The organism is Massilia sp. AB1 (assembly GCF_018119385.1).
Taxonomy (GTDB): Bacteria; Pseudomonadota; Gammaproteobacteria; order Burkholderiales; family Burkholderiaceae_D; genus Telluria.
This window is the reverse complement of record NZ_JAGKSG010000033.1, coordinates 18,667-40,898: the sequence shown is the minus strand read 5'-3', so window position 1 is coordinate 40,898 and position 22,232 is coordinate 18,667. Positions and strand designations below refer to the sequence as shown.

The window sequence follows — 22,232 nt, the reverse complement described above, 5'->3', positions numbered from 1 at the left end:
CGGATCATGGCCCCCGGGCGGCGCGCCGTTACGCTGAAAGGCCCCCTGGATCACAGCCCACAGCCCGCCGCTTGCCTGAATCAGCCATGGCCTCGCCGACCTTCACCTTCCTGAATCACGCCAGTTTCATGGTGCGCACCGAGTCCGCGCTGCTGCTGGCCGACCCCTGGCTGGAAGGCACGGTGCTGGACGGGGCCTGGAGCCTGGCCGATCCGTCCACCAGCAGCGCCGCCCTGATCGCCGAACTCAACAGCTGCGGCCTGCCGGTCTACGTATGGTGCTCGCGCGCCACGCCCGACCGTCTCTCGCTGCCCTTCCTGCGCAGTTTCAAGGCGGATTTTCGCGGCATCGCCACCTTCCTGTACCGCCAGGGAAGGGACTGGCGCCTGGCCGACGAGCTGCGCCGCCAGCGGCTGGCCCTGGCCGAGTGTAAAGACGGGCAGCCGCTGGCGCTGGGGAAGGACTTGCGCCTGACCGCCTTCGCCAACGGCGACGCCGACTCCTGGTGCCTGGTCCAGGCCGGCCGCCGCAGCATTCTCCACCTGGGGGAGCGGGCCCTGGGCACGCGCGCCGCCTGCGCCAGGGCCGCCGTGCAGCTGCGCCGGCGCGCTGCGCGCATCGACCTGCTGCTGTCGGGCTTCGCCGACATGGCCTGGTGCGGCAACCCGGACCAGTTCGCCCTGCGCGAGGAAGCGGCCGCGAAGGGGATCGCCCGGCTGGCGCTGCAGATCGAGGTATTCCGGCCGCGCCTGGTGGTGCCGGTGGCCGCGTTCGCGCGTTTCGCGCGCGCCGACAACGCCTGGCTCAACCATGGACGGCGCAGCCCGGCCGGGGTGGTCGACGCGCCGCAGCTGGAAACTGCGCGTCCGCTGATCCGCTTCCTTGCGCCCGGCGGCGCCATCGACCTGGAACAGGACAGCGCCGCCAGCCTAGGCGCGCGCAGCGAGGCGGCGCTGGCGCACTGGAGCGCCTGCTGGCGCGCGGCGCCGGCACCCTTGCCGCGCCCGCCAGATGCGGGCCTGGCGGAGCTGCGCGCCGCATTCCAGAAATACCGCGAGCGCGCCGGCGCCAGCCTGCACGGGCTGCCCCGCCTGCTGGAGACGGTGGGGGCGCTGCGCCCGCTGGCGATCCAGCTGGCCGATGCACGGCAGACGGTGGAACTGTCGTACCGAAGGGGCTTCCGGCTGCTGGCGCGCGATGGCCCGGCGGACGTGGCGATGTGTTCCGGCACTGCCCTCAAGCTTCTGAAGGCGGAGGACGGGTTCGACACGGCCTGGGCGGGCGGCTGCTTCTGGGAGCTGCGTCCAGGCGGTCGGCCGGCCTTCGCGCGCTTCTTCCTGCCGCAGCGGATGGCGCGGCGCGGGCTGGACCGGCGCCGGCCCCTCGCCATGGCGCGGCTCATGCTGCGCGCTGTGCTGGCCAGGATGGCGCGCGAAGTCCAGGCGGCGCTGCGCTGAGTCCGCTCCTCCATCGGGTGGAGGCGGGCGGCGCAGGTATGATGTCGCTTTTCGCTGGACGACATCCATGGCAAACGACGAACGACTTACTCCCGACGCCCTGGCTGCCCTGCGCGACCGCTTCCAGCACCAATCGCGCAAGGCCCAGGCTTATTACACCGTCATGCACGAAGTCCGCCGCATCGTCTCCGGCGACGACGCGGCGAATGCGTGGATGAACCAGTCGCTGGGCGCGTTCGAGGGCAAGACTCCGGCTGAGCTGGTCGGAGAAGGGCGCGAGCTGGAGGTCCTTGCGCATGTACGCGGCCTCAAGGCTGGCGCCTGACATGTGGGTCACCGGCGCTGGCGCCATCTGTGTGTTGGATGCGAACGCCATCGCCGTTCTTGCCGAACTGGCGACGCGTTATCAAGATGACAGGATAAGATGGTGTGCATCGGTCGCGGCGCCTGTCCAATAATTGGCAAGGAGTAAGGATGAAGCCACGACGCTTATTCCAAGGGCCAGCCGCGGCGCTGTTCATGCCGTTTCTCCTTTTCCTGGTGCTGGTCAGCCTGTGCGCCTTCATCCAATTCGAAGGACGGACATCATCGGGCCGTGTGCGCCCCTTGGCCTGCTGTACATCCCCGTCATGGTGAGCGCCATGCTGGGCGGATGGCGGCAGGCGGTCTTCGCTTCGGGCCTGTCGCTCATTGCCGCGCCCCTTTTGCTGGAACCGCAGCTCACATTTATTGTCGACCGTAAGGATGCGCAGGGCGCCGACGCCGTGTTCGCCGTGGTGTGCTGATTCACCGGCATGGTGGCGGGAGCGCTGAACGGCACGAGAGATGAAGTTAGTCATTTTCCTGACGCTGCAGGAAAGCGAGCACACCGTTCCTCCAGACTTACGCAAAGCTATCCGTAGTTGGCTTCGCGGCTAGATTCCTGCTTCACCGGGACCGGTTTCGTCCCGCGCTCGCGCGCAGAACCAGCGCCTTCCCCTCCACAGGCAGTCACGGTAGAACTTACCGCAATATGCTTCAAGTTAAGAGCCGCATTGACGTCTCGCTCGTGTGCCGTTCCGCAGCCCGGGCAGGACCAGCGGCGGATCGCCAGGCCGAGCGTTTCGAGCCGGTAGCCGCAACTCGAACATAGCTTGCTGCTCGGGTACCACCGATCCGCCACGACGAGCCGGCCGCCGCGCCAGGCAGTCTTGTATTCCAGTTGGCGGCGCAGCTCGTAGAAACTCATATCTGCGAGCGCCCGCGCCAGGCGCCCGTTGGCCAACATGCCCTGGACGTTCAAGTCCTCGATACCGATCGTGTGAAAGCGGCGCGCAATGTTAGTACTCAGCCGGTGCAAGCTGTCACGGCGGATGTTGCCGATGCAGGCATGCAGGCGCGCCAACTTCTTCTTCGCCTTGACGCGGTTGCGTGAACCTTTCACCTTGCGTGCCAGGCCGCGCGACAAGCGGCGCAGGCGCGGCAGCAGGGTGCGCAATGCCTTCGGTCCTTCGAACTTCTCGCCGGTCGACAGGGTCGCCAGCGTTGAGACCCCGAGATCCACCCCGACCTCGCCTTGGTTTTCGGCTCGCGGCAGGGACAATTCAAGGGTGTCGACGGTGATGCTGGCGTACCAGTAATCGGCCATGCGGGAAATCGAGGCCGATACAATCCGGCCGGTGAAACGCAGGGCTTCGCGCATGCGGATCCAACCCAGCTTCGGGATGCGGATCCGCTCGTCCTCGACCCGGAACTGGTCGTTGCTCAAAGCAAAACGGTCGTTACGGCCCTTGCGGCGGAAGCTGGGATAGCGGGCGCGCTTGTTAAAGAAATTATCGAAGGCGCGGCCCAGCTGCATGATCGCCATCTGGGGTGCATTCTTGGTCACTCCCAGCATCCAGGGAAACTGTTCGCGCTTGATGGTATTGAGCTGGCGTCGCAGCGCCGCTTCGGACGGCTTGGGCAGCGATGGATCAGCCTTGCAGGCTGCGTACTGTTTGCCCCACTCGGCCAGGGCCCAATTGTAGGCGAAGCGCGCCACGCCAGCCGCGCGGGAAAGGTACGTCGCCTGGACATTATTGGGATCGAGCCGGATGCGATGCGCTACGAACATTGCGCCTCCAAATGACAGCGTTGCCCGCTACCGCATTCGGCTACAGCTACATCGTGACCGATCATCGTCCCGGTAACAGCGTCGTACAGTGCGCCCGAAGACCATGGACCGGTGTTGGCGGAAGCGGATTTCCTCATAATTATGAGACCGTTTAGCCTTAGCGAAGTTCCGGATTGACGCGCTCGAGTTCAGGACGTCACCCAGCATCGGCATCAGCATGTATCCCAACGACGGCAGCGATCTCGACACCTTGATCGACACGCCGACGCGGCGATGTACCACGCCAAGAATGCCGGTCGGAATATTCAGCGCGGAATGCACCCCGCCTGCATCGAATTCGAAGTGATCGAGAGCGCCGTAATGAGCGATGTGGAAGAGGCCGCGAAGATGCTCGAGCGCCTCAGGCGCGAAGGCGTGAGCATCGCGCTCGGCAAGAAGCTGGGCATGACCGTCATCGCGGAAGGGATCGAGTCGCAGGCGGCCATCAAGCTGCTGGCCGGGATCGGGAGCGACCTCGGCCAGGGTTACTTCATCAGCAAACCCATCCGCGCCGACAGGCTGGTCGAATGGTATTACCAGGCGCATTACAAGACGCTGTCCACCTAGCGGGTGGTGCGCCAGGCTTCCACATATGGCTTCCGGTAATGAGCCATCGACAAAAACTTATCGTCGACTTGCCTGATCGATGAGTAAAGAAACAATAATCGTTACCGAAAAAACTAGATTTGAAGAATTTTTGATCTACATCAAGAGTCTTGCTTGATAGCAAAAAATCCACGCCCTACATTATTGCCTATAGTGAATTTTTGTAGACGATTTTGCAAATAATTGTGAAAGCTTGGCAAGCTTTCTCCAGGCGGATGTATTGGAAATGAGCGACTCGAGTTCGGCAACAGCTTCAGCCGCCTCCCGGCCAGTCCGGCAGGCGGCTCCTTGTCCCAACCAGGGACATGTTCTTCTCTTCGGTGTCCTGGCGCCGGCCGTGACCGGCACTGCGCCTCCAGTCTCGATGGGTTCCCTGATCCCCGGCTGGTAAGCGCGCAAGCCGGTTGGTGTAACGCCGACCGGCTTGCAGGCACCGCGCGCTTTTCCTCCAGCTTTGTACATGCCCGGCATCGCCGGGCTGCATCGCCACGCGCGCAGCACATGTGATGCCTCGGTAATGCGAGGCGTTGTCCAACGATGTCATCTCCACCCGGCCGCCAGAACGCAGCCGGGTCGTCCCTCGCACGCCCTGCGGCACGCGGGACCCGCACCACCTCGACATAGGAATAAAGGCTAATCTGGTATGGTAGACAATCTGCACCCCGCAAGCGCAACAACGGGAACCTGGCTGGACGGCGCGGTCGACACCATCGCACGCGAGATCGGGCTCGACCAGCAGGAAGTGGCCGCGCGCATGGCCTTCCTCGAACTGGGCGAACAGGATCATTCCCTCCTGCGCGACCTGCACGAGCTGGTCGACCACGACATCGAGACGTTTTCCGACAGCTTCTATGCGCATATCCTGAGCTTCGACGCATTGCGTTCCCTGGTCAGGAACGAGGATACGGTCACCCGGCTGAAGCATGCCCAGGCCGCCTATTTCCGCAGCCTGACGGCGGGCGTGTACGACGAAAACTATATCCGCGAACGCCTGCGGGTAGGATTGGTTCACCAGCGCGTCGGCCTGGAACCGAAATGGTACATCGGCGCCTACCGCAAGTACCTGGCCGAGATGAGCGACCTGCTGTGGGAACGGCACCGCGCCGAGCCGGAGCGCTTCAAGGCCGCCATCAACAGCGTTCTCAAGGTTGTATGCCTGGACATGGGCCTGGCCCTCGACACCTATGCGCATGCCGACCAGCGCAGCGTGGTCCAGCACCAGAATTACCTGGAGCAGGTGATCGACGGAATGCCGGCAGGCCTGATCGTGGTCGATGCCGCGCACCGCATCCGCTCCATGAACACGACCATGCAGGACATGCTCGGCATCCCGCAAGATGCCCTCGAATCGCTGCCGCCGCTCGAATCGCTGATCCCGGCGCCGGAGCTGTCGGAGCGCATGGCCGCGGCCCTCGCGTCCGGCGCACCCCAGGACGGCGTGGTCGTTCCCATCGATGGGCATGCCGAGGGGGTGCGTTACCTCGAATGCAATATCCGACGCACGCGCCAGGAGGACAAGCAGATCCTCCTGCTGATCTGCCAGGACATCACGTTCAAGCGCCACGCCCGCCTGCGCCTGCAGGAAAGCGAGGAATTCTTCCGGCTGACCTTCACCCAGGCCGCGGTGGGCATTGCCCTGTTGTCGCGCGAAGGCCGTTTCGTGCGGGTCAACCGCAAGCTCACCAAGATCGTCGGCTATACCGAGATCGAATTGCTGCAGCGCTTCATCCACCAGATCACGCATCCGGACGACCTGCTGGACGACCGTGTCCTGGTCCGCAAGCTCATCGACGGCGAGATCCGCGACTTCCAGCGCGAGACGCGCTACGTGGCGAAGGGCGGACGTCCGATCTGGGTGGCGGTCAGCGCATCGGCGATGCGCGAGGCCCTCAGCGGCGAGCTGCGGCTGATCGTCGCCGTGGAGGATATCTCCCGCCGGAAGCAGGCCGAGGAGGCCCTGGTGCGCATGGCCAACCACGACGTGCTGACCGGCTTGCCGAATCGCGCCCTGCTGCAGGACCGGCTGGCGCATGCGATCTCGCAGGCCCAGCGCATGCAGCGCCAGGTCGGGGTGATGTTCATCGACCTGGACCGCTTCAAGCACGTCAACGATAGTCTCGGCCACGAGGCCGGCGACCAGATGATCATCGAGATCGCGCGCAGGCTGGCGACCAGCCTGCGCGAGAGCGACACGGTGGCGCGCCAGGGCGGCGACGAGTTCGTGGTGGTGCTGCCCGACCTGGGCAGCCCGGCCGATGCCGCGCTGGTCGCGCAGAAGCTCCTGGCGGAACTGTTCCAGCCCCTGACCTTGTGCGGCACCGAGCTGTTCCCGACCGGGAGCATCGGCATCGCGATCTATCCGCGCGACGGCCAGGACTGCAATACCCTGCTCAAGGCGGCCGACAGCGCCATGTACCGGTCCAAGGCCAGCGGCGGCAACCATTTCGACTTCTATACCGCGGACATGGGCGTCCACGCCGAGGAGCACCTGCACGTCGAAGCCAGGCTGCAGCGGGCGCTGCAGCGCGGTGAATTCGCGTTGCATTACCAGCCCCAGGTCGACGCCGCCAGCGGGCGCATCATCGGCCTGGAAGCGCTGCTGCGCTGGGAAGGGGAGGGCAAGGACGGACTGTCGCCGGCGGACGTCATCCCGCTGGCGGAGGAAACCGGCCTGATCGTGCCGATCGGCGAGTGGGTGCTGGCGACGGCAATGCGCCAGCTGGCCGCCTTCCAGCGCATGGGCCTGGGAGAGCTGCGCATGAGCGTCAACGTCTCGGCACGCCAGCTGCAGCAGCAGGACATGGCGGCGCAAGTGGAAAGCCTGCTGGCGCAGACCGGCTGCGCTCCGTCTTCGCTGACCCTGGAAATCGCCGAAACCCTGCTGATGGACAGCGTTGGCACGCCGGCCGAGACCATGGCGCGGCTGTCGGAAATGGGAGTGCGGCTGGCTATCGACGACTTCTGCGCGGGCTATTCGAGCCTGGCCAACCTCAGGCGCTTCCCGATCGGCAGCCTGAAGATCGACCGCTCCTTCATCTCCGACATCGCCACCAACGACGACACCGCCGCCATCGTCAAGGCCGTGATCGCGCTGGCCGACGCGATGAAGCTGGACGTGACCGCCGTGGGCGTCGAGAGCGCTGGCCAGCAGGCGATCCTGGAAGCGCACGGATGCCGGCGCATGCAGGGCTACCGCTTCGGGCCGCCGATGGCCGCGGCCGAGATCGAAGCGCTGCTGCTGTCCCGGCAAGCGGACGTGGCCGCATGATGCCGCTCGTGCGCCGCATTCCCAGCACGACGCGCCTGCTTGTCCTGACCGGCCTGCTCGCCGTGCTGACGGCCTGGCTGGCCCAGGGCAACGCGGCCATGCTGCCCTGGTCTCCGCGCTGGTATCTTCCGGTTCACTTTGGAGCGGAGCTGTTCTCGATCGTGGTCGCGATGCTGGTCTTCGTGATCGGCGGGCACAGCGTCGACGGACGGATTCCGGCCACGGTGGCGCTGCTGTCGCCGGCCGCACTGGCGGTCGGGCTGCTCGACATCGGACACCTGCTGTCGATGCCCGGCATGCCCGGTCTCGCGCGGCCGGCGTCGGTTGCCGACGGCCTTGCGTTCTGGCTACTGGCGCGCGGCGCCGGCGCGGTGCTGCTGCTGGCGGCGGCCCTGGTCCCGCCCGGATACGCGGTCGGGCGCCGCGGCTATCGCTGGGGCGTGCTGTGCGCGCTCGCGCTGGCCGCCGGCGGCTACTGGCTGGTGCTGGCGCGTCCAGGGCTGATCCCCGCCACCTTCGTGCCCGGACAAGGCCCGAGCGCGTTCAAGGTCCATGCCGAGTACGCCCTGACGGCCCTGAACGCCTGCGCGGCCATGGTCCTGCTGGCGCGCGCGCGCCGCACGCACGCGCGCGCCGACCGCTACCTCGCGGCCGGGGCGGCGATCATGGGGCTGAGCGGCGTGAGCTTCACCCTTTACCTGGCCCCCGACGACGTGTTCAACATGGTCGGGCATGCGTACAAGGCGATTGCCTACTTGTGCCTGCACCGGGCCATCTTCGTCGATGTGGTCCAGGCGCCGTACCGCCGGCTGCGCATGTCGGAGCAATGGCTGGCGGAGAGCAGGAACGAGTTCCGCAGCCTGATGGAATGCGCGCCGGATGCAATCCTGCTGTCGGGCGCCGAGGGACGCGTGAGCATGATGAATGCGCGCGCTGAAGAGCTGTTCGGCGTCGGGCGCGCGGTGGCGGCCGGACTGCCGCTGGAGCTGCTCCTGCCGCCGGCAGAGGGAGAGGACGAGATGCGCTGCCGCCGCCTCTACGGTCCGTCCTTCCCGGCCGAGGTGAGGCGCGCGGCGACGCCGGACGGGCAGCAGATCGCCATCGTGCGCGACCTGTCGGAACGCCGCCGCCTGGAGCGCGCCCTGGTCGAGCAGCTCGCCTACGATGCGCTGACCGGGCTGCCGAACCGGCACCGCGTGCTCGAGATGCTGGGCGACGCGATCGGCGCGGCGCGCCAGGAGAGACGCACGCTGGCGGTGCTGGTGCTCGACATCGACGCGTTCAGGAAGATCAACAGCAATTATGGCTGGGCCAGCGGCGACCAGGTGCTGCACGAATGCGTGGCGCGGATCGCGCCGCGCCTGGGCACGGGAGACGCCCTCGCGCGCCAGGGGGGCAACGAGTTCATCGTCGTGCAAAAACATTCCAGCCGCGAGGCCGCGGCGGCGCTTGCCGACTCGCTGCTGGACTGCATGCGCGCGCCCTTCCTGCTGGACGGACAACGCGCCCTGCTGTCGGCCAGCGTCGGCATCGCCGTCCTGCCGCCCGGTCCCTGCACGCCCTCGCAACTGGTGCAGATGGCGCAGCTGGCGATGGCCGACGCCCGCAGCCATGGCGCGGCGCGGATCAGCTTCCACACGGCCGAAATGGCCAGGAGCATCCGCGAGCGGATCGAGCTGGAAGCCATGCTGTCCCATGCCCTCGAGCGCGGCCAGCTGGTGCTGCAGTACCAGCCGCGCATCAGCCTCGGGGGCAGCCAGGTGGTCGGAATCGAAGCCCTGGTGCGCTGGCGCCACCCGGTGCTGGGCCTGGTGCCGCCGGCCCGCTTCATTCCGCTGGCGGAAGAAACCGGCATGATCGAGGAAATCGACCTCTGGGTGCTGCGCGAAGCCTGCACCCGCGCCGCCGCATGGCATGCCGAAGGCCTGCCGCTGGGGCGGGTATCGGTCAACCTGTCGGCACGCAAGTTCCAGCAGGCCGGCCTGGCGCAGCGGGTGCGCAGGGTGCTGGAGGACAGCGGCCTCGATCCGGCGCGGCTGGAGCTCGAGATTACCGAAAGCACGGTGATGCAGGACACCGAGGATGCGGCCGCGGTGCTGCGCTCGCTGAAGGCGCTCGGCGTCACCCTGTCCATCGACGATTTCGGTACCGGCTATTCGTCGCTGAGCTACCTGAAGCGCTTCCCGCTCGACGTGCTGAAGATCGACCGCTCCTTCGTAAAGGACGTGGTCGGCGATCCCAACGACGCCGCCATCACGCGCGCCATCATCGCCCTGGCGCATGGCCTGAACCTGGAAGCGGTGGCGGAAGGGGTGGAAACGGCCGAGCAGGCGAACTTCCTGAAGGACAACGGCTGCGACGAGATCCAGGGCTATTACTACAGCCCGCCCGTATGGCCGGAACAGCTGACCCACTTCCTGTTGTCGGAATTCCAGGACCTGGCGGGCTAGGGACCGGGGACGCCGCCGCTTTCACTACTTCGATGTTTATTACGATACCAACGACATGCTAAACAACCTCACCATCAGATCGCGCCTGGTTTTCCTGACCGGCTTCCTTTCCTTCCAGCTGGTCGTCGGCGCCGTTATCGGCCTGGTCAGCCTGGGCATGGCGAACGACGCCATGCGCTCGATCTACGCGGACCGGCTGGTCCCATTGGGACAGCTGGACCGCATCATCCGCCTGCTGAACATCAACCAGATGGATGTCGCCAAGTCCATCGTGGCCGATCCGGCGGCGGCAGGCCGCAACCTGGATGAGATCGAGGCCAACATCCAGACCATTTCCAGGACCTGGGAAGCCTACATGGGCACCTACCTGACCGACGAGGAAAGGCGGCTCGCCGAGCAGTTCAGGCAGCATCGAAGCCGCTTCGTGGACGAGGGCCTGCAGCCCGCCGTGGCGGCGCTGCGCGCCGGCGACACGCAGCTGGCGACCGCGATCATGAACGGGAAAATGACCGACCTGTTCGTCCCGGTGCGCCGGAGCATCGACGCGCTGATCGAATTGCAGCTCAAGGTGGCGCACAGCGAATACGAGACCTCGCAGACGCTGTACCGCTACGTGTTCATCAGCTGCATCGCAGGTGTCGTGTTCGGCGTCGTGCTGGCGCTCGGCCTCGGCCTCTGGATTACCCGTTCGATCTCCAGGCCCCTGGACGCGGCGGTCAGGATCGCCGGCAGCGTGGCGGCGGGCGACCTGAGCCAGCGGATCGAGGTCGGGTCGGCCAACGAGATCGGCCAGCTCATGCAGGCCTTGAAGGACATGAACGGGGGACTGGCCGACATCGTGTCGCGGGTAAGGACGGGCGCCGACAGCATGGCCACCGCCTCGAACCAGATCGCGGCGGGCAACCAGGACCTGTCGTCCCGCACCGAAGAACAGGCATCCTCGCTGGAAGAGACGGCAGCCTCCATGGAAGAACTGACCTCGACGGTCAGGCAGAACGCCGACAATGCGAAGCACGCCAGCCAGCTCGCGGCCTCGGCATCCGGCATCGCGCTCCAGGGCGGCGAGGTCGTGGCGCGGGTGGTCCACACGATGGATGGCATCAGTGCGTCGTCCAGGAAGATAGGCGACATCATCGCCGTGATCGACAGCATCGCCTTCCAGACGAACATCCTCGCCCTGAATGCTGCCGTGGAAGCAGCCCGGGCCGGCGAGCAGGGCAGGGGATTCGCGGTGGTCGCGTCGGAAGTGCGGAACCTGGCCCAGCGCTCCGCCTCCGCCGCCAGGGAGATCAAGAGCCTGATCGAACACTCGGCGGAGCAGGTGGACGCCGGCGGCAGGCTGGTCGCCCAGGCGGGGGCCACCATGCAGGAGATCGTCGACAGCGTACGGCGGGTGACCGACATCATGGCCGAGATCAGCGCCGCCAGCCAGGAACAAAGCGCCGGGATCGAACAGGTCAACCGGGCCATCGCGCAGATGGACCAGGTCACCCAGCAGAATGCCGCCCTGGTCGAGGAAGCCGCCGGCGCGGCCGAGTCGCTGCAGAGCCAGGCGGCCGGCCTGTCGCAGGTGGTGAGCGTGTTCCAGCTGCATGCGGCGCCAGGCCGCCAGGAAGTCCTGGCCGCGCCGCGCTCCGGCCAGCCGGCGCGGCTGGCCATGGGCGGCGCCGCGCCGGACGCATGGCCTCGCTAGTTCAGACCACCGAACCCAGCTTGAAGATCGGCAGGTACATGGCCACCACCAGGCCGCCGATCAGCACGCCCAGGATCACCATGATCAGCGGCTCCATCAGCGAGGACAGGGCGGCCACCGCCTCGTCCACTTCGGCCTCGAAGAAGTCCGCCACCTTGCCCAGCATGGCGTCGAGCGCACCCGATTCCTCGCCGATCTGGACCATCTGGGTGACCAAGCTCGGGAACACGTCCGTGTTCTGCATCGCCATGGTCAGGCTGGTGCCGGTGCTGACCTCGGTCTGGATCTTGCGCGTGGCGTCCAGGTAGACCGCGTTGCCCGAGGCGCCGCCGACCGAGTCCAGTGCTTCCACCAGCGGCACGCCGGCCGCGAACATGGTCGACAGGGTGCGGGTCCAGCGCGCGATGGTCGCCTTGCGGACCACCGGCCCGAAGATCGGGATGCGCAGCAGGATCCGGTCCATGGCCTGCTGCATCTTAAGCGAGCGGCGCCAGGCCTGGAAGAAGAAATAGATGGTGCCGAAGATGCCGCCGAAGATCAGGTACCACCAGCTGACGAAGAATTCCGAGATCGCCATCACCATCAGGGTTGGGGCCGGCAAGTCGGCGCCGAAGCTCTGGAATACCGACTTGAAGGCCGGCACCACCCAGATCATGATCACGGCCGTGACCACGAAGGCGATCGCCAGGATCGAGATCGGGTAGGTCAGGGCCGACTTGATCTTGCTCTTCAGGGCCAGCGTCTTTTCCTTGTAGATCGCCAGACGGGTCAGGAGGTCTTCGAGAATGCCCGCCTGTTCGCCCGCGCCCACCAGGTTGCAGAACAGCGGGTCGAAATACACCGGGTACTTGCGGAAAGCGTTGTTCAGGCTGGTGCCGGTCTCGACGTCGGCGCGCAGGTCCAGGATCAGCTTGGACATCGACGGGTTGGCGTGGCCCTTGCCGACGATGTCGAAAGACTGCAGCAGCGGCACGCCGGCCTTCATCATGGTCGCCAGCTGGCGCGTGAACATGGTCAGGTCCTTGTCGGTGATCTTCTTGCCGGCGCGGTAGACCTTTTTCTTGACCTTGGTGACCATGATGCCCTGGCGGCGCAGGGTCACGTTGACGATCGCCTCGCCGCCTGCGCGCAGCTCGCCGCGCACGGTCTTGCCGGTCTTGTCCTTGCCTTCCCAGGCATAGACCTGCTCCTTGACCTGGGCGCCGGCGCGGCTGCGGGTGGGTGCGGAAGTTGCCATATGATTCCTATTCGTTGGTGCAGCCAAGCACTTCCTCGAGGCTGGTCAGTCCTTGTTTCACTTTCATCAGGCCCGAGCGGCGCAGCGAGTTCACGCCGTCCTTCTCGGCCTGTTCGGCGATCTGCATCGAGTTGCCGTGCGCCAGGATCAGCGCCTCGATGGCCGGGCTGATCGGCATGATCTGGTAGATGCCGACCCGGCCCTTGTAGCCGGAGCCCAGGCAGCGGTCGCAGCCCACCGGGCCGTAGGGTTTCCACGAGCCGTCGATGTCGCTCTCGCGGTAGCCGGCCGCCAGCAGGGCCTCATGGCCGATCTCCATCGGCTGCTTGCAGGTGCAGAGGCGGCGCGCCAGGCGCTGGGCGGTGATCATGATCACCGACGAGGCGATGTTGAACGGGGCCACGCCCATGTTCATCAGGCGCGTCAGGGTCGAGGGCGCATCGTTGGTGTGCAGGGTCGAGAACACCATGTGGCCGGTCTGGGCGGCCTTGATCGCGATGTCGGCGGTCTCCAGGTCGCGGATCTCGCCGACCATGATGATGTCCGGATCCTGGCGCAGGAAGGATTTCAGCGCCACCGGGAAGGTCAGGCCGGCCCGGTCGTTGACGTTGACCTGGTTCACGCCGGGCAGGTTGATCTCGGCCGGGTCTTCCGCGGTCGAGATGTTGATGCCCGGCTTGTTCAGCAGGTTCAGGCAGCTGTACAGCGACACCGTCTTGCCCGAGCCGGTCGGACCGGTCACCAGCACCATGCCGTAGGGGCGGGTGATGGCGTCCAGCAGCAGCGCCTTCTGGTCCGGATCGTAGCCGAGCGCGTCGATGCCCATCTGCGCCTGGGTGGCGTCGAGGATACGCATGACCGTCTTCTCGCCGAACAGGGTGGGCAGGGTGCTGACGCGGAAGTCGATGGTGCGGGTCGGCGACAGGATCAGGCGCATGCGGCCGTCCTGCGGCACGCGCTTTTCCGCGATGTCCAGGCGCGCCAGCACCTTGATGCGCGAGACCAGTTTTTCGCGGATCGACAGCGGCGGCGTGGCATGGTCGCGCAGCACGCCGTCCACGCGCATGCGGATCCGGTAATACTTTTCGTAGGGCTCGAAGTGGATGTCCGAGGCGCCCACCTGCACCGCGTCCATCAGGATCTTGTTCAGGAAGCGCACGATCGGCGCGTCCTCGACCTCGTTGGCGCCGGTGTCCACCGCCGCCGGCGCTTCCTCGTCGGCGAACTCGATGTCGGCTTCCTCGCCGGCCAGTTCGTTCAGGCTCTGCTCGGCGCTCTTGGACAGGTTGGCCAGCAGGGCCAGCAGGGCGTCGTGGGGCACGATCACCGGCTCGACCGAGGCTTCGCTCTGGAACTTGATCTGGTCCAGGGCCTGGCTGTTGGTCGGGTCGGACAGGGCCACCGACATCTTGTTGCCGCGCTTGGCCAGCGCGATCACGCGCTGCGCCTGCATCAGCTTGCTGTCGATGGCGGTGGAGGGCAGCATGTCCGGCGCGAAAGCCGACAGGTCGAGCAGCGGGTAGCCGAAGGTTTCGGAGCAGAACACGGCCAGCGAACGCGCATCGATGGCGCCGCTGGCGAGCAGGGTGTCGATGAAGGCGCACTTGTCGGCGGCCGATTTCTTTTGCAGCGTGTCCGCCTGCGCCGTGTTCAGGCGGCCCGCCTGGACCAGCGCGCGCGCCAAACCCGACAACGGCGTGCCTGTGGTCGTATTGGGGATGACTGCTGCCATAGAGAACCGTGCGGAGCCGTGGTTTTAAGGAAAACAACAAAGGCGCCGGGTGGGCACGACCCACCGGCGGACTCTCTGGATGATGCCTACAGGCATCAAATTTGTAAAGTATTTGCTGTGCATGAGATGCGTCCACGCCACGTAGACGAATTGGCACGGCTGCGCGCCCCGGCAGGATCGCTCAGAATGGCAGCAGGCGCCTTGATGCGGCTGGGCGCAGCAGTTTGACAACCTTGATGGCCTGGTTCTGCACCTGGACCACTTCGATCACGCAGGGACCGATCTTGAGCGAGATCGGCGCTTCCGGGATGTCCTGCAGCTGTTCCAGCAGCAGGCCGTTGATGGTCTTGGGGCCGTCCAGGGGCAGGGACAGGCCGAGTTGCTTGTTGATGTCGCGCAGCGGAGTACTGCCTTCCAGCAGGCATTCGCCCTTGGCGTTCCAGGCGACGGCCTCGCGCGCGCTGCCCGGCATGGAGGTGGTGAAGCTGCCGATCATTTCCTCGATGATATCGTCGAGCGTGACCAGGCCCTGCACTTCGCCGTATTCGTCGACGATGATGCCCATGCGTTCGCGCTGTTCCTGGAATTGCTGGAGCTGGTCGAGGGCGCCGGTGTCCCGGGGGATGAAATAGGGTGCGACCAGCAGTTCGCGCAGGTGGTCCGTGGTGAGCTCCTCGACTTCGCGCAGCAGGCCGACGGCCTTGCGCACGTGCAGGATGCCGACGATGCGGTTGATTTCGCCTTCGTAGACCGGCAGCTTGTTGTGGTAGCAGGTGGTCAGTTCGTCCAGGATGCTTTCGATGGGTGCGGCCAGGTTCAGGGCTTCGATCTGGGTGCGCGGGATCATGATGTCGTCGACCGTGACCGATTCCAGGTCGAACAGGTTGAGCAGGATGCTGCGGTGCTTCTGTGGGACGAAGTTGCCGCTTTCCAGCACGATGGAGCGCAATTCCTCGGGCGACAGGCGGTTCTGCGGGGCGTCTTCGCCGGTGCGGATGCGGAACAGGCGCAGCAGGGCGCGCACGAACAGGTTGACGAAGCCGACCACCGGCTTGGCCAGGCGCAGCAGGGCCTGCAGCGGCAGGCTGGTGGCCATGGCGATGGGTTCGGGATAGGTGGCGCCGATGATCTTGGGCGCCACTTCGGCGAACACGATCAGCAGGAAGGCGACCAGCGCGGCCGCGGCGGTGATCACGCTTTCCTCGTTGCCGTAGATGTCGATCGCGACCACGGTGACCAGGGCGGCGGCCATGGCATTGAGCAGGATATTGGCGATCAGGACCAGCGACAGGAAGCGGTCGGTGCGCGCCAGCAGCCACAAGGTGGTGAGGGCGCCGCGGTTGCCGCCTTCGGCCAGGTGGCGCAGGCGGTATTTATTGGACGCCATCAGGGCCGTTTCGGCCATGGCGAAGAAGGCGGACAGCAGGATCAGGATGGCGAGTGCGAGGACGAGCACCCAGAGGGGGATGGTATCCAAGGCTTACTGGGGAGTAGCGGGCAGGGGAGTTGATTCTAGGGCAAGAGTTGGGGTGGTGCAAGCGGGGGGCTCGTGGTGTGCATGGGACCCAAGTTTCTCGGAACAGCCCCAACAATAAAAAAGCCGCCTGAGAGGCGGCTTTCCATGAAGGCAAGCAGATCTCAGCGCAAGGCCAGCCGCTGCTTCCCCACATTCGCCGACAACACCGGCGCATTGTCCAGCTTGAACACCGACAAGGCCCCCGTCAGCTGCCCGGTCTGCTCGGTCAGCGATTCCGCCGCCGCCGATGCTTCCTCGACCAGCGCCGAGTTCTGCTGGGTCATTTCGTCGATGCTGGTGATCGCGCGCCCGATATCCTCGATGCCCGCGCTCTGGCGCGCGCCTGCCGCGCTGATCTCGGCCATGATGGTCTGCACCTTGCGCACCGATTCCACGATCTGGCCCATGGTCACGCCGGCTTCGTCGACCAGCGCGCTGCCGGCGTTCACCTTCGCCACCGAGTCGCCGATCAGTTCCTTGATCTCCTTGGCCGCCGCCGCGCTGCGCTGGGCCAGGTTGCGCACCTCGCCCGCCACCACGGCGAAACCGCGGCCCTGTTCGCCCGCGCGCGCCGCTTCCACGGCGGCATTCAGCGCCAGGATGTTGGTCTGGAAGGCGATGCCGTCGATCACGGAGATGATCTCGACGATCTTGTTGGCCGAAGTGTTGATGTCGCCCATGGTGCTCACCACGCCGCCGACCACCTGGCCGCCGCGGGTTGCGATATTGGTCGCCGATTCCACCAGCGAATTCGCTTCGGTCGCGTTCTGCGCGTTCTGGCGCACGGCGCCGGTCAGCTCTTCCATCGCGCGGGTGGTGCGGTCCAGGCTCGAGGCCTGCGATTCGGTGCGGCGCGCCAGGTCGGCGTTGCCGGTCGCGATCTCGCCGCTGGCGCTGGCGATGGTGTCGGCCGAAGTCTTGATCTCGGCTACCAGGGTCGCCAGGCGGGCGCGCATTTCCTTCAGCGCCACCAGCAGGCTGGCGTTGTCGCCCGCCTCAAGGCGGATGTCCATCGACAGGTCGCCCGCGGCGACCGCCTGCGCGATCTCGCGCGCATATTCCGGCTCACCGCCCAGCTGATGCCAGATGGTGCGCACCACGAACCACGACACCGCGGCCAGGCAGGCGATCACGATCAGCGCGGTCAGGATCATCGCGGTCAGCACGCGGTTGACGCTTTCCTTGCTGCTGGCGATGCCTTCGGTGAACTGGCGCTTGGCCGCTTCATTGGTGGCGGCCAGGTCCTTGTTGAGGACGGCCAGGGCCGCCTGCATCTTGCCGACGGCGGCCTGCGGGTCGCCTTGCTCCATTTCGAGCATGATGCGCGCCGACGACAGGGCGGGCGCGTAATAGGCGTCGAATTCCTTGCCCAGGCGCGCGAAGGTGTCGCGCTGGCCCGGGATCTGGCTGTACCTGTCGAGCTTGGCGCGCAGCTTGGCGGCCTGCTCACCCACCTGGGTAATCTTGTCCTTGTCGCCCTCGGCGACCGCGTCCTGCAGACCGTCGGTGACGGCGGCCACGTCCAGGGACAGGGCCTTGGAGGCATCCAGGACCGGATAGTCCACGCTCTCGGTCGTGGTGATCGAGTCCAGTGCGCCGGTCGCGATCATGGCGCTGGCGCCGGCCCCGAGGCCGAAGATAATGGCGGAGATGACGGGCAATGCCCAGATCCTGCGCTTGATGCTCATTGTTGTCTCCAGAATGCGTGACCCGCCGACCGGCACGAAGGCCGGTGGCGGGCAGTACTACCGGAAAAACTCCGGCTTATTGGGCGGTGTAGACGACCTTGACGGTCGCATCCACTGCGCTCTTGTCGATGTAGCCGATGGCCTTCGGATTGGCGGCGAGGGCCGCTTTGACGCCGGCGTTGTCGCCGGCTTCCTTCGGCATCGTGGCCTTGCCGGTGAACACCAGCTTGGACCACAGGGCCTTGGCCTGCGCCGCATCCTTGTCCGCCACTTTCTTGTAGAACTCGGCGCGGATTGGCGACGATTCCGACTGGTCGATCGGGGTCATCGCGGTCGACTTACCCAGGAAGAACTGGGCGACCTGTTCCTTGGTCATGGTCGATTCCGCCGCCTTGGCGTTCACCACGACCACCACTTCGGCCATGGCCGGCGCAGCCGCGCCGAAGGCCGTTGCCGCGATTGCGGCCAGCATGAGTTTCTTCATCGCCCGCTCCTTAGAACACGAAGTCGAGGGCGACGGCGCCCACGGTCACCGGACCGGTGAAGCCCGGCTTGGCGTTGACGAACAGGCCGGTGCCGTTCTTCGGCTTGACGCGGTCGATCTGCGCCTTCAGGGCCACCGAGCTGGCGAAGTCCCAGCGGATGCCGATGCTGTCGGTGGTCTGCTCGCCCTGGCCGACGCCGGTGTTCGGCAGGCGGCGCACGCCGGCGCCGAGCGCCTGCATGGTCGGGGTGCAGGCCGCCGGGTAGCCGGCCGGGCAAGCTGCCGGCACGGTATTGACGACGGCGCTGTCGATCTTCAGGTTGGCGTGCGAGTAGTAAGGCAGGAACTTGCCGAAGCGGTAGCCGCCCATCACGTACCACGAGGTGGTGTCGTTGATGTAGGCCTTGGTCTTGCGCTTCGCGTACTCGGTTTGCAGCACGATGTTGTTCCAGTCCATAGCCAGGCCCAGCGAGCTGAAAGTCGCTTTCTTTTCCTTGGCTTCGATCTCGTTGGCCAGGGTGACCAGCTGCGTGAAGCCGTAGCCGGCGCCGGCGGCGCGCAGGCCTCCCACCAGGGTGTTCAGCGAGGTCGAATCCTCGACGGTGACCTTGGCCTGGGCGTGGCCGGCACGCAGGATGAACGGGCCGTGTTCGGCCGACACGTTCAGGGCGGCGATCTGCTTGCCCTTGGCGTGGATGTCGCCCGACAGCGGCGACTTGACGCCGCCATAGGCCAGCTGCGAGGTCAGAGTGGTGTCGCCGAAGCTGTTCTGCCAGGTGATGTCGGCGCCGTCGATGCTGTTGAACGGCACCTGCGAGTAAATCTCTGCCGGCGGACGCAGCATCGTGTTGGCGTAGCCGACGTTGCGATAGTCGGAAATCATGAACACCGGCAGGCCGACGCGGCCCACGCGCACGCTCAGGTTGTCGTTGATGCGCGCCTTGGCGAATGCCCAGCCCAGTTCGGCGCCGTAGTGTTCTTCCGCATCCTTGCGCACCAGCACCTGGCCGGTGAAGGACAGCCAGCTGTTGACCGGCATGTCGGCCTGCAGGCCCAGGTTCGAATCGACGCCGGTGCGGACGTTGTCGGCAGCACCGCTCACCTGGTTCGGACGCGCGAATTCGGCGCGGTCTTCATTGGTCCAGGTCAGGGCGCCGGTGCCGAAACCACTGATTTTTACTGCCGGAAAACCGGAGGTCTCCTGCGCGAAGGCCGCGGGAGCGACCAGCGGGAGTGCCAGCAAGCTGGCGAGGATCTTCTTGTTCATAAAGGCTTCGTTGCGTGGGCTGCTCGTGGAAAAGAGGCGCTGACTATGGGCAGCAAAAGCGGTAAGCGCCGTGAATCATTGAAATGATTCTATCCACGCGGCAATTTTGACAGCAACAGATTTATGACAATTGGAGAGATTCCTCTACAAATTGACAACGTTCTTGTTGTTTAGTTGAAACAGGCAATTGTCAGAATTAATTCCACCAATGACAAGTCGTACCCTGGGCGGGTAGGCGGGCCTGGATGGCGTCGTGAACGATGCCGGCTTGCACCGCTTCTTCGGCGGTAAAGATGCGGGCGTTGCCGGTGAGATTGCCGCGAATGTCGGTTTCGCGGCCGGCTTCGCGAGTGGCGTCGAGGAAGATGCTGGCATAGCGCTCGGCGTCGAAGTCGAGGCAGTCGCGCCATTCGGAGACGCGCGCATGGTCGGCCGCGACCAGGCTGCCGAAGCCCCAGTGCAGGGGATGGACGAGGAAGCGCGTGCCGGGGCAGGCATAGCGTTTCTGGCCGGCCAGGAAGATCACCACGCCGACCGATTCGACGCTGCCGATGTTGTAGGTGGTAAGCGGCAGGGGCAGCGACTTCAGGAAAAAATAGAGCGCGAAGCCAGCCGTCATGTTGCCGCCTTCGGTGGACATGTGCAGTTCGATCTCGGTGGCGCCGTTCTGCAGCGCCTGCAGGCAGCAGTTGCGCACCGCGCAGGCGGAATTGTGGTTGATGGGCCCGATGAAATGAACGATGTGCAGGGACATGAACTCGCCTCGTTGGCTCTCCTGAGCGGTGAGCCAAGCATAGCAAGTTTCACTGCCGGGCCGCGTCCTGCTGGGCGGCAGGGGTGGATGGGCATGCGGATTCGCGGTCCTCGTCCGCTGCCACCGCGACCCGCTGGCCGGCGACCTCGAGATCGGACAGGCGCGGAGGCAGGGGCCGGACCTTGCCCTCGCGCATAGCCTGGCGCAAGGGGGCGCACATGGCCATGGGCGCCAGGCGGGCGAGCTTGCGCCACTTGCCGCCGGCGGTCTCGCCGAGCACCGCCGACTGCGTCCATTTGTCGTTGTCCCCGAGCAGCAGCACTTCGGTCCTGCCGTCGTTGTCGAAGTCGATCAGGAAGGCGTCGCAGCCGGCGCCCGGGTGCTCCAGGCAGTCCGGCAGATCGACCTTGTCCATCCTGGCCCATTCCGTCGCCAGGAAGGAGGGCGGCAGGCGCGTGCCCTCCGGCCAGACGCGCACATTGCTGGCCAGCCTGACGGGATCGTGCAGTTTGTCGTAAGGACCGCGCATGGCCCGGACCGCGGCGATGCGCGAGCGCAGCAGGGCCGCATCCGGGCCGGCGGCCTGGGTTTCCAGCCGGTCGAGCGCTTCGCGCCCGTAGCGGCCGCCCTGGAAGCGCAGATATGCCAAGTCGAAATCCGCCGCCGTTACCTTGCCGTCGCGCAGCCGGGCCAGCTGGTCGCTGACGGACAGGCGGCCGGGATCGGCAAGCGGCGAGAACAGCGCCAGCAGCACGGCCAGGACCACGAAGGCGGCGGCGATGTTCACTCCGGCCAGGCTGGGCAGCCAGCCCTTGCGCAGGCTGGCGGCCGCATAGCCGCCCGCGTAGCAGCTCGCCACCAGCATGCAGGCGGCCGCGATCACGCGGTCATTGCTCCAGCCGTGGTCCTGCACGCGCAGGGCCAGGGCGTAGATGGCCAGCAGGACCACGGGCACCAGCAGCAGGCTGGCGATCCTGGCCGCCAGCGCCACCGGCCGCGCCACCGGCGCTGCGCCGTTCTGCCAGGCGGCATTGATCAGGATGACGAAGGCGGCGGCCGCTCCCAGCAGTACGGCGCCGGCGCTTTTCGTCGCCCACAGGGTGTCCAGCCCGGTGAAGGGCAGGCTGCACAGGAAGCCCGCCACCAGCAGGGTAAGCACCGGCAGGATCCACGACAGCAGCACCAGCAGCAGGTTGCGGATTCCGCGCACGATCGCCGGCCGCATGTCCGTCAGGTGCATGGCGCAGGAGAAGGCGAAGGCGGTCGCGGGAATCGCGAACCACGGTTTCTGGATGGTCTCGCGCAGGAAGCCGAGCTTGACCAGCATGAACAGCGCGGCGCCCAGGTGCAGCACCAGCCAGGTGACGCCGACGAACAGGCCGCAGAACGCCAGCTGTACACCCAGTTTCCAGGCCAGCTCGAAGTAGGTGGTGTAGGAAGCGATCCTGCGCCGGTCCTGCGCCCCGGACAGCACCAGCGCATGGGCGATGAAGAAGCCCGCGATCATGAAGCCGCACAGCTCTTCCGAAGGCATGGTCGGGCGCCACTTATCCTTCTGGAAAAAAGGCAGCGGCGCGCCGAACTGGTCCCAGGCATCGTAGACGCCCAGCAGTGCGGCCAGCGCAGCGGCCGTGCCTGCCCACAGCAGCAGCTGGCGCCGCGTCAGCTGGCCGAGGCCGCTGATCAGGATCACGGGCACCAGGGCGGCCACCAGCAGCAGCGGTACGAACAGCAGGGGCCGGGTTGCCGGCCAGGCCTGGCTTTCGCCCGCCTGATAGAGCAGGTACAACACCAGGCCCTGCAGCAGGCCGATGCCGATGCGCGCCGCCGCGACACCGGAGGGCTGCGCCTGTTCGTAGGGATACTCTGCGGCTGCGCTGGGGTGCATGGGCGGGCTCCTGTTTGAATTGCGTAAATATTACGTTCATTCAAACCAGCCCGCCACTGGC

At 66.0% G+C, this 22,232-nt stretch carries 16 protein-coding genes; 7 read left to right on the top strand and 9 right to left on the bottom strand.

The annotated features are described in order from the left end of the window. Window positions 1–86: 86 nt before the first annotated feature. The 3 genes from J8847_RS17690 to J8847_RS17680 all read left to right on the top strand — a co-directional run bounded on the left by J8847_RS17690 (window position 87) and on the right by J8847_RS17680 (window position 2,242). The gene (locus J8847_RS17690) at window positions 87–1,457 is read left to right on the top strand and encodes a hypothetical protein (protein WP_211526026.1); all 1,371 of its coding nucleotides are present in this window, start codon (window positions 87–89) and stop codon (window positions 1,455–1,457) included. Window positions 1,458–1,524: 67 nt separating this feature from the next. Beyond that, a complete protein-coding gene (locus J8847_RS17685; protein WP_229429948.1) occupies window positions 1,525–1,782 on the top strand; it encodes an antitoxin Xre/MbcA/ParS toxin-binding domain-containing protein in 258 nt (85 codons plus the stop codon). 316 nt (window positions 1,783–2,098) lie between these two features. Then, window positions 2,099–2,242, top strand: a complete 144-nt coding sequence (locus tag J8847_RS17680; RefSeq protein WP_211526025.1) for a hypothetical protein — start codon at window positions 2,099–2,101, stop codon at window positions 2,240–2,242. A gap of 107 nt (window positions 2,243–2,349) precedes the next feature. On the opposite strand, the gene J8847_RS17675 is transcribed toward J8847_RS17680, so the two are convergent. After that, entirely contained in the window at window positions 2,350–3,549 is a 1,200-nt protein-coding gene (locus J8847_RS17675; RefSeq protein WP_229512969.1) for a transposase, read from the bottom strand. Window positions 3,550–3,864: 315 nt separating this feature from the next. Between J8847_RS17675 and J8847_RS17670 the strand changes: the two genes are divergently transcribed. From J8847_RS17670 to J8847_RS24465, 4 genes are all read left to right on the top strand, one after another. Then, the gene (locus J8847_RS17670; protein ID WP_211526024.1) at window positions 3,865–4,155 is read left to right on the top strand and encodes an EAL domain-containing protein; all 291 of its coding nucleotides are present in this window, start codon (window positions 3,865–3,867) and stop codon (window positions 4,153–4,155) included. A 682-nt stretch (window positions 4,156–4,837) separates the two neighbouring features. After that, complete coding sequence (locus J8847_RS17665; protein ID WP_211526023.1) at window positions 4,838–7,462, top strand: EAL domain-containing protein; 2,625 nt, start codon at window positions 4,838–4,840, stop codon at window positions 7,460–7,462. Beyond that, window positions 7,459–9,912, top strand: coding sequence for a bifunctional diguanylate cyclase/phosphodiesterase (locus tag J8847_RS17660; RefSeq protein ID WP_211526022.1), 2,454 nt, complete (start codon window positions 7,459–7,461; stop codon window positions 9,910–9,912). The genes J8847_RS17665 and J8847_RS17660 overlap by 4 nt, the downstream gene beginning before the upstream one ends. A 55-nt stretch (window positions 9,913–9,967) precedes the next feature. Continuing rightward, complete coding sequence (locus J8847_RS24465; RefSeq protein WP_211526021.1) at window positions 9,968–11,605, top strand: methyl-accepting chemotaxis protein; 1,638 nt, start codon at window positions 9,968–9,970, stop codon at window positions 11,603–11,605. Between the two features lies 1 nt (window position 11,606). Here the strand turns inward: J8847_RS24465 and J8847_RS17650 are convergent, their stop codons facing one another. The 8 genes from J8847_RS17650 to J8847_RS17615 all read right to left on the bottom strand — a co-directional run bounded on the left by J8847_RS17650 (window position 11,607) and on the right by J8847_RS17615 (window position 22,171). Then, window positions 11,607–12,842 (bottom strand): type II secretion system F family protein, encoded by a 1,236-nt coding sequence (locus J8847_RS17650; protein ID WP_211526020.1) that lies wholly within the window; start codon window positions 12,840–12,842, stop codon window positions 11,607–11,609. A 7-nt stretch (window positions 12,843–12,849) separates the two neighbouring features. Beyond that, window positions 12,850–14,574 (bottom strand): type IV-A pilus assembly ATPase PilB, encoded by a 1,725-nt coding sequence (gene pilB, locus J8847_RS17645; protein ID WP_211526019.1) that lies wholly within the window; start codon window positions 14,572–14,574, stop codon window positions 12,850–12,852. A gap of 181 nt (window positions 14,575–14,755) precedes the next feature. Further along, complete coding sequence (locus tag J8847_RS17640; protein WP_211526018.1) at window positions 14,756–16,051, bottom strand: HlyC/CorC family transporter; 1,296 nt, start codon at window positions 16,049–16,051, stop codon at window positions 14,756–14,758. A 161-nt stretch (window positions 16,052–16,212) separates the two neighbouring features. Then, window positions 16,213–17,778: a methyl-accepting chemotaxis protein gene (locus J8847_RS17635; RefSeq protein ID WP_211526017.1), complete on the bottom strand. Its 1,566-nt coding sequence runs from the start codon at window positions 17,776–17,778 to the stop codon at window positions 16,213–16,215. Window positions 17,779–17,854: 76 nt separating this feature from the next. After that, window positions 17,855–18,262 carry a hypothetical protein gene (locus J8847_RS17630; protein WP_211526016.1) on the bottom strand — a complete coding sequence of 136 codons (408 nt, stop codon included), beginning with the start codon at window positions 18,260–18,262 and terminating at the stop codon, window positions 17,855–17,857. 10 nt (window positions 18,263–18,272) lie between these two features. Beyond that, on the bottom strand, window positions 18,273–19,529 hold the full coding sequence (locus J8847_RS17625) for a hypothetical protein (RefSeq protein ID WP_211526015.1): 1,257 nt from the start codon (window positions 19,527–19,529) through the stop codon (window positions 18,273–18,275). A 196-nt stretch (window positions 19,530–19,725) separates the two neighbouring features. Further along, on the bottom strand, window positions 19,726–20,283 hold the full coding sequence (locus J8847_RS17620) for a ClpP family protease (RefSeq protein WP_211526014.1): 558 nt from the start codon (window positions 20,281–20,283) through the stop codon (window positions 19,726–19,728). Between the two features lie 49 nt (window positions 20,284–20,332). Continuing rightward, on the bottom strand, window positions 20,333–22,171 hold the full coding sequence (locus tag J8847_RS17615) for a DUF4153 domain-containing protein (RefSeq protein WP_211526013.1): 1,839 nt from the start codon (window positions 22,169–22,171) through the stop codon (window positions 20,333–20,335). Window positions 22,172–22,232 lie beyond the last annotated feature (61 nt).

Coding starts and splice junctions, on each gene's coding strand:
- J8847_RS17690 (WP_211526026.1), top strand. CDS start 87: ATGGCCTCGCCGACCTTCACCTTCCTGAATCACGCCAGTTTCATGGTG.
- J8847_RS17685 (WP_229429948.1), top strand. CDS start 1,525: ATGGCAAACGACGAACGACTTACTCCCGACGCCCTGGCTGCCCTGCGC.
- J8847_RS17680 (WP_211526025.1), top strand. CDS start 2,099: ATGCTGGGCGGATGGCGGCAGGCGGTCTTCGCTTCGGGCCTGTCGCTC.
- J8847_RS17675 (WP_229512969.1), bottom strand. CDS start 3,549: ATGTTCGTAGCGCATCGCATCCGGCTCGATCCCAATAATGTCCAGGCG.
- J8847_RS17670 (WP_211526024.1), top strand. CDS start 3,865: ATGCACCCCGCCTGCATCGAATTCGAAGTGATCGAGAGCGCCGTAATG.
- J8847_RS17665 (WP_211526023.1), top strand. CDS start 4,838: ATGGTAGACAATCTGCACCCCGCAAGCGCAACAACGGGAACCTGGCTG.
- J8847_RS17660 (WP_211526022.1), top strand. CDS start 7,459: ATGATGCCGCTCGTGCGCCGCATTCCCAGCACGACGCGCCTGCTTGTC.
- J8847_RS24465 (WP_211526021.1), top strand. CDS start 9,968: ATGCTAAACAACCTCACCATCAGATCGCGCCTGGTTTTCCTGACCGGC.
- J8847_RS17650 (WP_211526020.1), bottom strand. CDS start 12,842: ATGGCAACTTCCGCACCCACCCGCAGCCGCGCCGGCGCCCAGGTCAAG.
- pilB (WP_211526019.1), bottom strand. CDS start 14,574: ATGGCAGCAGTCATCCCCAATACGACCACAGGCACGCCGTTGTCGGGT.
- J8847_RS17635 (WP_211526017.1), bottom strand. CDS start 17,778: ATGAGCATCAAGCGCAGGATCTGGGCATTGCCCGTCATCTCCGCCATT.
- J8847_RS17630 (WP_211526016.1), bottom strand. CDS start 18,262: ATGAAGAAACTCATGCTGGCCGCAATCGCGGCAACGGCCTTCGGCGCG.
- J8847_RS17625 (WP_211526015.1), bottom strand. CDS start 19,529: ATGAACAAGAAGATCCTCGCCAGCTTGCTGGCACTCCCGCTGGTCGCT.
- J8847_RS17620 (WP_211526014.1), bottom strand. CDS start 20,283: ATGTCCCTGCACATCGTTCATTTCATCGGGCCCATCAACCACAATTCC.
- J8847_RS17615 (WP_211526013.1), bottom strand. CDS start 22,171: ATGCACCCCAGCGCAGCCGCAGAGTATCCCTACGAACAGGCGCAGCCC.